The following is a 15,226-nucleotide window of genomic DNA, read 5'->3' as shown; positions in this document are numbered from 1 at the left end:
AAATATTAGAAAGAGAGTTCCAAACCGAACGAGTATTGGCGCGACATGGGATATTGTGCCTGATACATGTTAGTAAATGCTTCCGGGTCAAGTCCGCTGAATTTGGTAAATGTAAGCAGGTTCTGACCTTGTGCATAGATACGTGCGTTAGTGAAAAAATTTGTCTTTTTCATCCATTCTTGCGGGAATGTATAGCTGATCATTAAATTCTTCAAACGCAGGAAAGAGGCATCTTCCAGGAAGCGCGAGTCCATCTGCGGAGTGACTCCCCAACGGGGAATGTCTGTCACGTCACCCGGTTTCTTCCAGCGGTCGTAGAGCAGACGCTTGGACTGATTGAATCCGGTGTACAGACCATTACTCTCTTCGAAGAAGCGGTCGTTGTTGAACATCCAGCGGTCAGCTACCCAACTGAACTGGGCATTCACTGAGATACCTTTCCATGTAAGGGTAGTACCGAAACCGCCTTGCCAGGGGGCCAGGTAGTTCTTACCCACCATCACCTTGTCCGATTCTCTGAATTCGGTGGTAAGATTACCCTCTTTGTCATACCACAGAGGATCACCGTTTGCAGGATTCACACCGGCATAGCGGTTGATGTAGAATTCTCCCAGCGGACGACCAACCACCCATTTGGTGGAAGTGTTGGGCAATTCATATTCCTGTACACCGTTATACAGTTCTTTGATTTCATTCTTGTTATAGGATACATTGGCACTGAGATTCCAAACAAAATCTCTCAAACGTAATACGTCTGCATTGATGGCCAGTTCCACACCCATGTTGGTCATCACACCGATGTTGTCCCAACGGAAACCGTTGTTTCCTTCAGAATAAGACTGTGGCACTTCCATCAGCATGTCACTGGTACGCTTGTGGTAGAGTTCCAAATCTACATTGAAACGCTCGAAGAATCCCAAATGAAATCCTAAGTTCGTGGTCCAGGTTGTCTCCCAGCTTAATTTTTCATTTCCTTTCTGTTGTGGAGCGATACCGGCCGCATCCATGTAAATCCAACCACCGCTGGCCAGTGCCAGATGGTCGAAGTTTGGAATTTCAGAATTACCTGACGTACCTGTACTGAACGATACTTGTGCATTGTGCAGCCAGTCGTATTTTTGCAAGAAACGCTCTTTCTTGGCATTCCACATCAGACCTACTGACCAAAACTTACCCCAACGGTGCTCCTTACCGAAACGTGAAGAGGCATCAGTACGTAGACCAAGCTCCACATAATAACGGTCATCGTAATTATATTCCGCACGACCGAAGAAAGACAGGAATGAATAAGCTGTTGTATTATCCTGCCAGCTTGAGGCACGTGTACCTGAAGTTACGTTGGTCAGGAAGTCGTTATTTTGACCACGTGTTGTCACGTTGAAACCTTCAGCCTGGTAGTCCACCCCTTCCTGGCCCACCATTACATTGAAATGATGGTCGTGTCTTACATCGAAACGGTAGTTCAGCGTATTGGTCACTGTCAGGTTAAGAATATCGTTCGACTGACGACCGGCTACTCCCAGACCGTTGTTCAACTGATAGCTCGGGAATGATTGCATGAATCCGGTAGAGTGCGTATAGTCTGCACCGAACTGTACACGGTAAGTCATGTTCTCTATCGGCGTTACTTCAGCAAAAAGCACGCTCAATACCTTATACTTCTTGTTTGTCACCGGATTATTGTCCATCCATTCAATCGGATTAACCGTCGTACCGGTCCATCCACCGTTGGCATTGGTTGCCAGTGAACCGTCGGGATTATACGGATTCCAGTAAGGAAGCATGAAGCGGCAGGCAGAGATGGGCGATGACAAACTGTAACTACCTTGATCGGCCTGCTCCACTTCTTCATAGGCAACCATGGAATTGGTACCCACTTTCAACCAGTTGCTGGCTTTTACCTCTGCGTTGGCACGCATGGAGTAACGGCGAAACGTAGAGCCTTGAGCAATACCATCCTGATCGTAGAAACTTCCTGAAACGAAATAGTTCAAGCGTTCGGTGGCGCGGTTGATAGAAAGGTCGTAGTTTTGTAGCATAGCATTGTCATTGAACACCATATCCCGCCAATTTACGTCGGTCTGGCTCAACAAATCATAGTCTTGACCGGCATCCAGACCGACTTCCTTTTCAAACTGAATACGTTCAGCCGTGTTCATCAGGTTCCATTCACCTTTAGCTAACTGTGAGATACCCCACTGTGTACGTAAGGTAATGTGTGCTTTGTCCATAGACCTTCCGCGCTTGGTGGTGATTACTACTACACCGTTAGCAGCACGGGCACCATAAATAGAGGTAGAAGACGCATCCTTCAGTACAGAAATATTTTCAATGTCACTCGGACTGATAGTGTTGAAGTCACTGCTGGAAATGGGTACACCGTCCAGAATGAACAAGGGGGAGGTACCTGAAGTGATGGAGTTGGTTCCACGGATTTGAAAAGCCGCTGCCTTGCTGGGTTCACCCGAGTTGGACATCACCATCAAACCGGGGGTCTGTCCCTGCAGGGCTTGGTCGAAACCTGCGGCAGGTACGCTTTCCATTTTCTCTGCCTTTATTGTGGAAACGGAACCGGTTACCGTTCCCTTTTTACGAACTCCGTAGGCTACTACCACTACTTCGTCCACCAACTGTGCATCACTCTTCAACGTGATATCCAGCTTTTGTGTCTGTGGAGTCACTACGTGCTGTTGCTGCTGCATACCAATGTACGAGTACACCAAAGTAGCCTGCGCAACGCCTTTGATCTCAATGGAATAATTACCGTCTATGTCGGTAATCACACCATTATTAGTACCCTCTTGCATGATGGCTACTCCAATTAACGGCTCATTGCCTTCCTCGGCAATGACTTTACCTTTCACCGTAAAACTTTGGGCGAAAAGCAATTGGAACGCCATCACAGCAAGAGAGACGAACAAAAGAATTACTCTTTTCATCTCTGATTTTTAAGTTAATGATATAAATGAATTGTTTTTAAATGTATATAATTCTTTTATGCATCCGAGAAATGGATGAACACACTTGTACATCTTATCTCTTCGTTCAACATTTCTCCAAACAGTCAACATGACATCAAAAAATATATTATTAGAATATTCAATAAAACAGCTCATGATTGCATTTTAATTCACATTAAAAAAGATATGCAAAATTACAGTATTATTTTGATTGTTAACTATATAAAATAAAAACATGAAAAATGTTTTAAACTTCCCAAATTATAATACTTTCTTTTTGTCAACTAAAAAGAAAGTATTTAACGGTATGAGCCGCATAATTGCTTACTCCAAATCACATTTCATGTTAAAAATTTGTATTTTAGTAGAATGGTTAATAATAGAAATCATAATATAAAAAATACAAACATGTGGTAATAAGAACCACTTTTTCAGTTTTGTAGATGTTTCCAGATTTACAGTCAATCATCAGATGAAAAATCTCACCAAGTTACTCCTAATGTCTTATGCTGATTGCTCCCTTTTGCTTTTATCCCTTACGTTTTCCTATAAGCTTTTGATTATTACTCGTATTCAGATCTTTCATTATGATTTGTTACACATAAATGATTTCTTATAAATATAGCTGTAAAAGGGAACGTCTGTGAAAGATATTCCCTTTAAATATTTTTCAATAAGAGACACTCACAGCCATCCCTGCTTCCCTCACCAATGCTGCAATACGATCCAATTCCTCATGAGTAGCCTTTTGCAGGTCATGGTCAGGAGTTTCCCTGTCGATAGTATAAATCATTACCTGACGAGGAGAAATCTCCTTGACGGCCTCTAACCAGGGCAAAACATACTTATCGGAAGTATTATCCATATCCTTATCTCCAAAACCGCCTTTCAAGAACATGGTTTGGATAATACAGTTACCCTTAAAAGCCTTCATTCCCCCGATTATCCCGCGGACGGAATAATGTCCTGCCGGACGGTCGAGCTCACGGATATAAGCTTCGTCTGCCGTATCCAGTTTCAGAATATTGTTATCCACTTTGTTCAAAGCCGCGAATACGGTAGGACGATGAATGAAAGTAGAATTGCTCAATACGCTTACCTTGGCCTTCGGAAAGTATTTGTCGCGCAAAGCAAGCGTGTCTTCTATGATTTCAGGAAAATGCGGATGTGCGGTCGGTTCTCCGTTTCCTGCAAAAGTCAGTACATCGGGTACGGGTCCGTTTTTCTGCATATCCTGCAGACGGGCTTCCAATGCGGCACGCACTTCTTCGCGCGTAGGGAGTGGCTTCTTGGGACGATGGTCGGAATTAAACCCGCACTCGCAATAAACGCAGTCGAAAGTGCACACCTTACCGTCTTCCGGCAACAGATTGATTCCCAAAGATACTCCCAAACGGCGGGAATGGACGGGACCGAATATGGGAGACGGATAAATGACAGTCATTTGATTTACTATTTATAAATTATGATTTAACAGCGGCGATTGGCGGTTTTCCGATACTTCAAAGACAAACCGCGTAATCAGCACAGCAAAGATAAGAAATAAACATCCAGATATTTCCAAAAATACGGCAGTTATTCTTCAAAACTTAACACGAAACTGCATCTGCAAGTCTGTTTTTGTATTTCCTTCTATCAAATCGTTACCCGAACCGATAGTTTCACGGTCCCGATAAACGGTTTGCCCGAACTTAACGAGAAACATAAAAGTTTTGTTCAAATCACAACGTATATGAGCGGAATAGCGAAAACCACTGCCGTAGAAAGAAGGAGTATAAAACGTATAAACCAATCCTTTTTCGGAAGCATAAATCCGCGAATCGTAATCGTCCGTATGGAAATAAGTACCTTGTACGGATACGACCAAAGGGAATCCGGAAAAAGTATAAGCGCAGGACTGGGTACATTGCCAGCCTTGTTTTCCTTCAAACTCATGCCCTTCCCCACTCTGCTGGCGAAAACAGTTGTAATCGACCGTGGTACGGCATGCAAAAGCTCCTGGTGTATAAGCAAGCCTGCAACGGAGCTTGTGATGAAAGACCGGTAATGTCACTTTCCCGCCTGTTCCCGACACATCCCTCTCCTTGCGCTTATACCGGTAATTGAGATATAGCAATAAGTTTTTCTGCGGAGAATAGGTAGCCTGAAACATTCCGTCTATTCCCTGCGAAGCCTTGCTGATACGATACTTCCACCAGGGGAAAGAGAACATATCCAAAGAAGCGAAAAACTTCCAATGCGCCCAGGGAGCAGCTTCCGTAGCCAGATACCAGCCGTTTTCGTTTTGCGGAGCACTTCCCTCGCCGAACGAACGCCCGAAGAAAGACCAGTAATCGTGGGAATAACAACGATGTATTAACAGCAGTTGATAACCTGTTAATAATCTATATTTCAATTGATTCAGCAAGGCATATCCCTGTTTGCCAACAGCCCCCTCTCCTACCCATACCAACTTTCCCCAACGGTATTTATAATCCACACCCAGATTATAAAAATCATTTCCATGCAAGTTGTATTTCGCATACTTCTTTAAATCCGGTTCATAAGGATGACTGAAACGATAATAAATACCTGTCACCCCCACTTTCAATCTATTTTTTTCGTAAGTGAGGTTACCACCTGCCGATTGCATGACAAACGCATTCATTTTATCCGCCTCCTTCTCCGTACGATGTAAGCCTGTTTTGTAAATGGAAGCGATTTTTCCGCCTTTCACCACCCCATCCATAGAACGGTGCGAATAAAAGGCAGAAAGTTCTAAAAAACGAAGAATTTCCACTGTTACCGCCGTTCCGCGAAAATAGTTATACGAATCCGTAGAGCTGTGTTTCCGGATTCCCCCTCTGCGGAATTCGGATGCAGACATGGAGAAAGTTTTTCCTAATCCAAAGTCTGCGCCAATCACCAGTCCCAGACCGAACCCCAGTTTATAATTGCCCAATGCCAAAGCTTTCAGCCTGCCCCTGTTTTTGAGTAAGCCGTAAAACGAATAATAATCATATCCTTTCTTGTCATGCAAAGCAAAGAACGGTTCACCGGCATCCTTCTCTCCCGTTATTCCCGCCTGAAAGTAATCTCCATAACGAAAACTGTAACGCAGTGAATGGTAAACGGCAGGTCCCAGATAGTTTTTCTCATATCCCTTGCGGGTATATAAAGGGATATCCAGACGTGTCAATACTTCTTGCCCGGCATACTTCAATACCGTTTTTAAAGAAGGATAGCGGGAAGGGTCCTTAACGGTCTTTATGCAGACAAAGGGTAACAGCAGTTCGATCGTCTGCCGGTCCATCTCCTTCACCAACTGCAACTCATAAAGAGTCTGCATCTGTCCGTTTATATAAACATACGCCAAAATATTTTCTATTTGAATATCCGTAAGGAAAGGAAATTCCTCCAATTGCCGTTTAGTGGCGGCATTGATATTGACAGGTTCTTGCAGACGAGCGGAAAGCGTTTCCAGTTCATCTTCCCAGTTTCTCTCTTCTTCATCGGCGGAGAGTTGTTCCAGATTCTCTTCCCACAGGGATAATGTCGCATTTTGAGCTACAAGCATAGGAGTTATTAACAGCATACTCATAAAAACTCCTATCTTGATTAGGGTCATCTATAATAGTGTGTTTCCGGATAATAGGCAACGAAGTTACCTTAAATTAGTTAATTGAACAAGGAAAAATGAAAGCAATGTAACAACATTACGCAGAATGGTGTACTTTTGCGCTATGAGCAAACGGTTTAACATAGTAATACTCATAACATTTCTCTCGGCAGGAGTCCTGACTTGTCATGCCCAGCAGCAACCCCAAACCGGTGCATCCAAAAGCATCTATCTCACTCCTATGTGCGTGTACAACGGCGATACGATTCCTTACGTGAAACTTCCTACCGTTTACATCTTCAAACCGCTAAAATTCAAGAACAGGCGCGAAATGGCGAAATACTACAAACTTATCCGCGATGTAAAGAAAGTGCTTCCCATTTCAAAGGAAATCAACCGGGCGATTATCGAGACTTACGAATACCTGCAGACCATTCCCACTCAAAAAGAGCGGCAAAAGCACCTGAAAGCTGTGGAAAAGGGGTTGAAAGAACAATACACTCCCCGTATGAAAAAGCTTTCCTTTGCACAAGGAAAACTGTTAATCAAACTGGTAGACCGGCAAACCCATTCCACTTCCTACGAACTGGTAAAAGCATTTATGGGACCTTTTAAAGCCGGATTCTACCAGACCTTTGCCGCACTGTTCGGAGCCAGTCTGAAAAAACAATACGACCCTACGGGAGATGATGCGCTTACGGAAAGAGTAATCTTACTGGTAGAGAGCGGGCAGCTCTGATAACTTCAGTACATCATTTAAAATTAATGCCCGCCTTACGTGCCTGCGAATGTTGAAACTGACGTTTTACGGTATATAAAGTGCCTTCTTTAACAAATTTAGAACCTGTCTGTTTAAACCAGAAAGAAACATTGTTTTCCAGACAAATATCGTGAAGCTTCATAATCCAGTCGAAATTACAGATACGGGCCTCATATCCGGACTCTCCCCCTGCAACCACTTGTTCAACCCACTCTCCTATATTATAGGCATCCAAACTGATTTCTTCCAACAACGGCTCGCAAATAATAATTTTGTGTTTTATAGGAATAGCTCTGTAAACAGGCAAACGATTATCCGCACATAACTGATTTTCAACTGTACAACAGATAGTTACATTATCATATCCGTCTTTCCAATCGACAGGCAGACACTCCATAACCCTGTTTATACGTTTGGTTATCATCAGGAAATGAAGATCACTGCGTTGACGAATCATTTCCCATGCCTCAGTTCGCCACACATCTGCATCTTCAACAAAAAAATCGGAAGTAAAACAGGTATAAACAAGAGTTCCGGACGGAATTTTAAAACTTCCGTTCTTATTCGTCCGTACAGGCAAATCGAAATTTTTCGTCTTAACCACAACCGAACTGTCAACATTTCTTTTTGCATCTCCCCGGTAGACATAACAATATCTGCATCCTTCACTGAATTTATGGCAACCGTGCCACAAATTCCACATCACCGACCTCTCTACAATACCATTCATCCGGATAAAACATCAGTTAATATTATGTTGATAAACCTGTTACTAACGTAAACATACAAAGGAAATAAATAACTGTTATATAAGCAAATAAGTTGGTTGATAAATCAAGTATAAAGCTGTTAATTACTAATATTTGTCCACTCACTTCAATTTATTGAATAAATCCCAGATAACAATGCCTGCCGTAACCGATACATTCAGGGAATGCTTCGTACCGTATTGCGGAATTTCAATGCAGCCGTGAGAATGGTCGATAACTTCCTGTTGAACACCTTTCACCTCATTCCCCATTACTATGGCATACTTTCTGTTTTTGTCTAAAGTCAACTCATTCAGCATAATACTACCTTCTGCCTGCTCTACGGAATAAACCGTATAGCCTTCGTTTTTGAGGTTATCAACAGCTTCAACAGTGTTATTAACATACTTCCAGTCGACGGTAAATTCCGCTCCCAAAGCCGTCTTGTGCATTTCGGCATGGGGTGGAGTAGCCGTAATGCCGCACAGATAGATACATTCAATGCGAAAAGCATCTGAAGTGCGGAATACGGAACCTATATTATGCAAACTGCGGATATTATCCAATACAACTACAAGCGGCAGTTTTTCCGCTTCCTTAAACTCCTCTGTACTAATGCGGTTCAGTTCGGTTATCTTCAGTTTTCTGTTCATAATCGTAAGACTTTGTGCCGGTCTGTACACTATGTACCGGCTCATGTCGTGCAAAGATACTTCTTTCCGTTCACATCCCTGTTAATAACCGTTGAAAAGGTGTCAATAGCGTATGGAAAGATTTTTAAAAATAATATTTGCATTATTCAAAGTAACGCATAATACGTCTGCATAACGAACAAACCAAAAAAGTTAACCTTAACTTTCAAAGGCTGTATAAACACATTTTTAAGTACTATTTCACTGATTAATCCCTTTAAAGTTATTAACTTTGCGGTTATCAACAAGATGTTAATGAAGTGAGACTATGGCAGAGTAGGGAGCTTATTATCAAGAGATATAACTTTAATTGCTTACGTTAATAACCTAAGGATAAAGTTTAGCCTTGTACTAATAACTTCATGGGCAAGAAAATTTGGATTTATTTGTCCACACTATTAACAGCCCATCATCACTATCAAAGGATTTTTAAAGAAAGAAGAGAAATAAAAATTATTATTATGGATAATCTGATAGAAGCTATCAAGCAACTGAAGAAAGAGAAGAATGCAATCATTCTGGGGCACTACTACCAGAAGGGTGAAATACAAGACATAGCCGACTATATAGGCGACAGTCTGGCTCTGGCACAATGGGCGGCAAAGACGGAGGCCGATATTATCGTGATGTGCGGTGTCCACTTCATGGGTGAAACGGCAAAGGTACTTTGTCCCGACAAGAAGGTATTGGTGCCCGACATGGCGGCGGGTTGTTCGCTTGCCGACAGTTGCCCGGCTGATAAGTTTGCACAGTTCGTCAAAGAGCATCCCGGACATACGGTGATATCCTATGTGAATACAACGGCTGCCGTAAAGGCTGTTACGGATGTAGTGGTAACTTCCACCAATGCCAGACAAATCGTAGAAAGCTTTCCCGAAGATGAGAAAATAATATTCGGTCCCGACAGAAACCTGGGAAATTATATCAACTCCGTTACAGGCAGGAATATGTTGTTATGGGACGGAGCGTGCCATGTACACGAACAGTTCTCGGTTGAAAAGATTGTTGAATTGAAGCAGCAGCATCCCGGTGCAGTGGTATTGGCTCATCCCGAATGCAAGGGCACGGTTTTGAAACTGGCGGATGTAGTAGGTTCTACGGCGGCTTTGCTGAAGTATGCGGTTGCCCATCCCGAAAAGGAATACATCGTTGCCACGGAATCGGGTATCCTGCACGAGATGCAGAAGAAATGTCCGCAGACGAAATTTATTCCGGCACCGCCCAACGACAGTACCTGTGCCTGCAATGAGTGTAACTTTATGCGGTTAAACACATTGGAAAAGCTTTATAATTGCCTGAAAGACGAATCTCCGGAAATCAAGGTGGATGCGGAAATAGCAGAGAAAGCGGTGAAACCGATCAAGAGGATGCTGGAGATTTCTGCAAAACTGGGATTATAGTGAATTATTCCCTTGTCGCTGGCATTCTTCGATGAGGGTATGAAAATGATTTCAATATTTTTTCAGGCACGGATTACATGGAATTTACGGTTTTCATAAACCGGAACCATGTAATCCGTGCCTGAAAATTTATCATAATGCAAGCATCCGCATACTTTTGCCACTTTCATTACTTGGACAGGAAGTTGCAAAGCTTATCCGTTGCCACTGCCCGGTGGCTGATTTTATTCTTCAATTCGCTTCCCATTTCGGCATATGTCTGCGTATATCCTTCCGGAATAAAGACCGGGTCATATCCGAAACCGGAAGTACCGTGCCTGTGCTTCGTTATTTCGCCTTTTACGATGCCTTCGAATAAGTGTTCCTTTCCATTGACGATAAGTGCGAAAACGGTACGGAATCGGGCTTTTCGGTTCTCCATTCCTTCCATGTCCTGCAACAGTTTATGCATATTGGCTTCCGAATTGTGTGCATCGCCGGCATAGCGTGCCGAATACACTCCGGGAGCTCCGTTCAGGGCTTCCACTTCCAGGCCGGTATCATCGGCAAAACAATCCAGGTGGTAATTTTCAAAGATATACCTTGCCTTCAGCAAAGCGTTTCCTTCAAGCGTATCTGCTGTTTCGGGAATATCCGCACTGCAATGGATGTCTTTCATGCTGAGAAGCTCTATTTTATCTCCTAAAATAGCGGTTACTTCTTCCTGTTTGTGGGCATTGTTGGTTGCAAAAACAAATTTCTTTTTCATTTTCCTTTCAATTTATCGAATCCTTCTCCATACACGCCGATAACGGAGCTTTGAGAGATGAAAGCATTCGGGTCGATGTCCTTGACCAGACGGAATATCTCGACAGACTGGCGTTTGTAGGCCAACACAACCAATACTTTCACGTTGCGTTTGCTGTACCAGCCTATACCGTCGAGTACGGTTACACCGCGATGAGTCTCTTTGGTGATGCGGTCGGCAATCTTTTCGTACTCTTTGGAAAAGATAAAGAACTGTACCGACTGACGCGCACCGTTCACGATATAATCCAGTACGATGCCGATGACGAACAGCGTTACAAAACCGAAAATCACCCGTCGCCAATCGTTGAATATGAAGTAGCAGGAACTGATGATGATAACGTCGCAAGCCATAATCATGCGTCCCAAAGTAACGTCGCGGTATTTATGGATGATGGCTGCGATAATGTCCGTACCGCCCGTACTTCCGTTGCAGTTGAACACTACGCCCAGACCCGCACCGCACATGGCTGCGCCTATGAGGCAAGCCATGAAATCCTGTCCCGGTCCCAGTATCTGAGGCGGCACTCCGTCCGCTCCGTTCACCAGCAACTGGAAAAACCATAGGAAGAAAGTCAGTCCGAAGATGGCAAATGTGGTCTTGATACTGAATTTAGGTCCTAAAATCTTGATGGCAAACGTCATCAGGACTGCATTAATGATGAAATACGACCATTGGATAGGAAATCCAGTGGCATAATAGATGATGGCTCCGATACCCGTAGTACCGCCGGTCGTAATCTGATAAGGGATAAGGAACGCAGCCCATCCCATAGCGTAAGAAATTAATCCGAAAGTGATGAAGACATAGTCTTTCAACTCTCTCATCACTTCCGCTTTGGTTGGTTTTGTGATTTGCATATTTGTTATTTGATAACAATGTTTACAATCTTCTTGGGTACTACGATTACTTTGACGATGGTCTTTCCGTCTGTCCATTTCATGGAACGTTCGTCTGCCAATACCGTTTCCTGAATGACATCCGATGCCGTATCGGCAGGGAATTCCATGTTGAAACGTGCTTTTCCGTTGAACGAAATGGTGTAGTTCACCGTATTTTCCACCAGATATTCTTCGTTGTATGCAGGCCATTGCGCGTCGCATACAGAACCTGTGTTACCTAATGTCTCCCACAATTCCTCACATACGTGCGGAGCGAAAGGAGCCAACGTAACGGTAAGCTGATTCAATATCTCTTTCTTGCTGCATTTCAGCGCGGACAGCTCGTTTACGCAAATCATAAAAGCACTGATGCTTGTATTGTAAGAGAACTGTTCAATGTCTCCCGTCACTTTTTTGATGAGCTTGTGCAAGGATTTCAACTCTTCTTTGCCGGCAGCTTCATCAGTTACCAGGTAGTTGCCGGTACGGTCGTAGAACAGCGACCAGAACTTTCTGATGAAGCGGTGTACGCCGTCGATACCGTTCGTATCCCAGGGCTTGGACTGTTCTACAGGGCCGAGGAACATCTCATACATACGCAGCGTATCCGCACCGTATTTCTCTACAATCATATCGGGATTAACCACGTTGAACATGGATTTGCTCATCTTTTCAACAGCCCAGCCGCAGATGTATTTGCCGTCTTCCAGAATAAACTCTGCGGTAGCATACTCAGGACGCCATGCCTTGAACGCTTCCGTGTCGAGAACGTCGTTGGACACGATGTTGACATCCACATGGAGCGGGGTAGTGTCGTACTGGTCTTTCAGGTTCAGCGATACGAATGTATTGGTATCCTTGATGCGATATACAAAGTTGCTTCTTCCCTGAATCATACCCTGGTTCACCAGTTTTTGGAACGGTTCTTCGACGGCGGATACGCCGAGGTCGTGCAGGAATTTGTTCCAGAAACGGGAGTAGATCAGGTGTCCGGTAGCATGTTCCGTACCGCCTACGTAGAGGTCTACGTTGCGCCAGTATTCATCCACTTTCTTGTCAATGAGTGCCGTGTGGTTGCGCGGGTCCATATAGCGCAGGTAGTATGCGCTCGAACCTGCAAATCCCGGCATGGTGTTCAGTTCCAGCGAGAAAACGGTTATATTGTCAATCCTTTCATTATCGACCACGCATTTGTTTGCCGTGTCCCAAGCCCATTTAGAGGCATGTCCCAACGGCGGTTCGCCCGTTTCGGTGGGCAGGAATTTGGCCACTTCAGGAAGTTCCAGCGGCAGGCAGCTTTCATCAATCATATAAGGCATTCCGTCCTTGTAGTAAACCGGGAACGGTTCGCCCCAATAGCGCTGGCGCGAGAAGATGGCGTCGCGCAGGCGGAAGTTTACTTTTACGTGTCCCAGATTATGTTCTTTCACATATTTCTTGGTGGCGGCGATGGCTTCCTTGACAGTCAGTCCGTTCAGGTTGAGGTCGCAATAAGGCTCTGTACCTGCTTTCGGAGAGTTGCATACGATACCCTCTTTGGCATCGAAACTTTCTTCGCTTACATCGCAGCCTTCCACCAGCGGAACGATAGGCAGGTTGAAGTGCTTGGCAAAAGCGTAGTCGCGGCTGTCGTGTGCAGGTACGGCCATGATGGCGCCTGTTCCGTATCCTGCTAATACGTAGTCGCTAATCCAGATGGGCACTGCTTCGCCCGTAAAGGGATTGACGGCATAGCTTCCGGAGAATACGCCGGTGACGCTGCGGTCGGAGATGCGTTCGCGTTCGGTACGTTTCTTGGTACGTTCCAGATAAGCGTCTACATCGTCTTTTTGTTCCGGGGTGGTTACTTGGGCTACCAATTCGCTTTCGGGAGCCAGCACCATAAAGGTAACTCCGAACATGGTATCTGCACGGGTGGTGAAAATGGTAAATTCCAAATCACTGTCTTTTACCTTGAATTGGATTTCGGCGCCTTCACTGCGGCCTATCCAGTTTTTCTGCGTCTCTTTCAGAGATTCGGTCCAGTCAATGGTGTCGAGTCCGTCCAGCAGGCGTTGTGCGTAGGCAGATACGCGCAGACACCATTGGCGCATCTTTTTCTGGACTACGGGGAAACCGCCGCGTTCGGATACGCCGTCTACCACCTCGTCATTGGCAAGCACGGTACCCAGTTGCGGACACCAGTTTACCATTGTTTCACCCAGATAGGCGATACGGTAGTTCATCAGGACTTCCTGCTGTTCTTTTTCGCTCATGGCGTTCCATTCGTCGGCAGTGAAGCGCAGTTCTTCGCTGCATGCGGCGTTCAGTCCTTCGTTTCCATATTTGGCGAATGCTTCTGTCAGTTCTTCAATGGGACGCGCCTGCTTTTCTTCGTTGCAGTAATAGCTGTTGAACATCTTCTGGAAAGCCCATTGTGTCCAATGATAGTATTCCGGATCGCAAGTACGTATTTCACGGTTCCAGTCGAAAGAGAAACCTATCTTGTCCAATTGCTCGCGATAGCGGTTGATATTGTTGACGGTGGTAATGGCCGGATGTTGTCCGGTTTGTATGGCGTATTGCTCTGCGGGCAGGCCGTAAGCGTCATATCCCATGGGATTCAGGACATTGAAACCTTGCAGACGTTTGTAACGGGCATAAATGTCCGAAGCGATGTATCCCAACGGATGTCCCACATGCAGACCTGCGCCGCTGGGGTAGGGGAACATGTTCAGTACATAATATTTTTGCTTTGTTTCGTCTTCCGTCACTTGGTAGGTTTTATTTTCTACCCATCGTTTCTGCCATTTCTTTTCAATCTCTCTGAAATTGTATTCCATAATGGTTTTTATTATATTGTTGAAAACTTGTTGATATACTTACTGAAACTTGTTGATAGTTTGCTTAATTCGGTTTATATCCTGTTAATTAAACGGTGCAAAGTTAAGTCTTTATTTTCAGATTTGTAGCGAAGTAGTGTAAAAAAACAGCATGAAATACTTGACAATACGCTTTTTATTCACTATATTTGTAAAGTGCTTTTAAAACTAATTTTTTGTTTGTAATACAAATAATGGCTGAATTAATTCAATAGGATTTTACAAAAAAGATTTTTTAGGATATTTCAAGAGATGTAATCTGTGAAGATTGCATCCCTTTTTGTTTATTTTTATTGTAAAAACCCTGATAGGGGAGAAATAGGCCGTTAATAAATTCAGAGAGAATGAGGTTGTGTCAAAACGTTGGCACAACCTCATTTATATTTTAAGTTCTGCTATATTTTCTTTTGGCTATGCTACTTTTTCCTCATGCATTTGGCAACAAGTTGCTATATTCCAATTATATCGGGTTATAAATAGTCCCATAAACATATATTTGGCAACTGTAATGAGCCCCTTTCCTTCTTTTATCAGTTTA

Annotated in this window: 10 protein-coding genes; 2 read left to right on the top strand and 8 right to left on the bottom strand. The window is 44.0% G+C overall.

What is annotated here, in order from left to right:
• Positions 1–5 precede the first annotated feature (5 nt).
• The 3 genes from H8S52_RS16715 to H8S52_RS16705 all read right to left on the bottom strand — a co-directional run bounded on the left by H8S52_RS16715 (position 6) and on the right by H8S52_RS16705 (position 6,567).
• A complete protein-coding gene (locus tag H8S52_RS16715) occupies positions 6–2,939 on the bottom strand; it encodes a TonB-dependent receptor (RefSeq protein WP_118939746.1) in 2,934 nt (977 codons plus the stop codon).
• A 691-nt stretch (positions 2,940–3,630) separates the two neighbouring features.
• Positions 3,631–4,404, bottom strand: a complete 774-nt coding sequence (locus H8S52_RS16710; RefSeq protein WP_117985613.1) for a radical SAM protein — start codon at positions 4,402–4,404, stop codon at positions 3,631–3,633.
• 138 nt (positions 4,405–4,542) lie between these two features.
• Positions 4,543–6,567, bottom strand: a complete 2,025-nt coding sequence (locus tag H8S52_RS16705; RefSeq protein ID WP_117985612.1) for a helix-hairpin-helix domain-containing protein — start codon at positions 6,565–6,567, stop codon at positions 4,543–4,545.
• Between the two features lie 97 nt (positions 6,568–6,664).
• Between H8S52_RS16705 and H8S52_RS16700 the strand changes: the two genes are divergently transcribed.
• Positions 6,665–7,297: a DUF4294 domain-containing protein gene (locus H8S52_RS16700; RefSeq protein WP_117858554.1), complete on the top strand. Its 633-nt coding sequence runs from the start codon at positions 6,665–6,667 to the stop codon at positions 7,295–7,297.
• 13 nt (positions 7,298–7,310) lie between these two features.
• Here H8S52_RS16700 and H8S52_RS16695 read toward each other — a convergent pair whose 3' ends face one another.
• Complete coding sequence (locus H8S52_RS16695; protein WP_117985611.1) at positions 7,311–8,048, bottom strand: DUF5131 family protein; 738 nt, start codon at positions 8,046–8,048, stop codon at positions 7,311–7,313.
• Positions 8,049–8,189: 141 nt separating this feature from the next.
• On the bottom strand, positions 8,190–8,720 hold the full coding sequence (locus tag H8S52_RS16690; RefSeq protein ID WP_005655776.1) for an RNA methyltransferase: 531 nt from the start codon (positions 8,718–8,720) through the stop codon (positions 8,190–8,192).
• A 401-nt stretch (positions 8,721–9,121) separates the two neighbouring features.
• On the opposite strand from H8S52_RS16690, the gene nadA reads away from it, so the two are divergent.
• Entirely contained in the window at positions 9,122–10,159 is a 1,038-nt protein-coding gene (nadA, locus tag H8S52_RS16685) for a quinolinate synthase NadA (RefSeq protein ID WP_186910252.1), read from the top strand.
• A 169-nt stretch (positions 10,160–10,328) separates the two neighbouring features.
• Here the strand turns inward: nadA and H8S52_RS16680 are convergent, their stop codons facing one another.
• Genes H8S52_RS16680 through leuS form a run of 3 tightly spaced genes read right to left on the bottom strand, consistent with a single transcriptional unit; the run spans position 10,329 to position 14,649 of the window.
• Positions 10,329–10,907 (bottom strand): non-canonical purine NTP diphosphatase, encoded by a 579-nt coding sequence (locus H8S52_RS16680; RefSeq protein ID WP_186910251.1) that lies wholly within the window; start codon positions 10,905–10,907, stop codon positions 10,329–10,331.
• A complete protein-coding gene (locus tag H8S52_RS16675) occupies positions 10,904–11,806 on the bottom strand; it encodes a YitT family protein (RefSeq protein ID WP_005655782.1) in 903 nt (300 codons plus the stop codon). The genes H8S52_RS16680 and H8S52_RS16675 overlap by 4 nt, the downstream gene beginning before the upstream one ends.
• Positions 11,807–11,811: 5 nt before the next feature.
• Positions 11,812–14,649, bottom strand: a complete 2,838-nt coding sequence (leuS, locus tag H8S52_RS16670) for a leucine--tRNA ligase (protein ID WP_186910250.1) — start codon at positions 14,647–14,649, stop codon at positions 11,812–11,814.
• Positions 14,650–15,226 lie beyond the last annotated feature (577 nt).

Source organism: Bacteroides sp. NSJ-48, from assembly GCF_014287405.1.
Taxonomy (GTDB): Bacteria; Bacteroidota; Bacteroidia; order Bacteroidales; family Bacteroidaceae; genus Bacteroides; species Bacteroides stercoris.
Note: the sequence above shows the minus strand (reverse complement) of the source record. Positions and strands in the feature narration are given on the sequence as shown.

Excerpts from the sequence above, each read along its gene's own strand:
- H8S52_RS16680 (WP_186910251.1), bottom strand. The coding sequence starts at position 10,907 with ATGAAAAAGAAATTTGTTTTTGCAACCAACAATGCCCACAAACAGGAA.
- H8S52_RS16690 (WP_005655776.1), bottom strand. The coding sequence starts at position 8,720 with ATGAACAGAAAACTGAAGATAACCGAACTGAACCGCATTAGTACAGAG.
- H8S52_RS16700 (WP_117858554.1), top strand. The coding sequence starts at position 6,665 with ATGGTGTACTTTTGCGCTATGAGCAAACGGTTTAACATAGTAATACTC.
- H8S52_RS16705 (WP_117985612.1), bottom strand. The coding sequence starts at position 6,567 with ATGACCCTAATCAAGATAGGAGTTTTTATGAGTATGCTGTTAATAACT.
- H8S52_RS16695 (WP_117985611.1), bottom strand. The coding sequence starts at position 8,048 with ATGAATGGTATTGTAGAGAGGTCGGTGATGTGGAATTTGTGGCACGGT.
- H8S52_RS16675 (WP_005655782.1), bottom strand. The coding sequence starts at position 11,806 with ATGCAAATCACAAAACCAACCAAAGCGGAAGTGATGAGAGAGTTGAAA.
- leuS (WP_186910250.1), bottom strand. The coding sequence starts at position 14,649 with ATGGAATACAATTTCAGAGAGATTGAAAAGAAATGGCAGAAACGATGG.
- nadA (WP_186910252.1), top strand. The coding sequence starts at position 9,122 with ATGGGCAAGAAAATTTGGATTTATTTGTCCACACTATTAACAGCCCAT.
- H8S52_RS16715 (WP_118939746.1), bottom strand. The coding sequence starts at position 2,939 with ATGAAAAGAGTAATTCTTTTGTTCGTCTCTCTTGCTGTGATGGCGTTC.
- H8S52_RS16710 (WP_117985613.1), bottom strand. The coding sequence starts at position 4,404 with ATGACTGTCATTTATCCGTCTCCCATATTCGGTCCCGTCCATTCCCGC.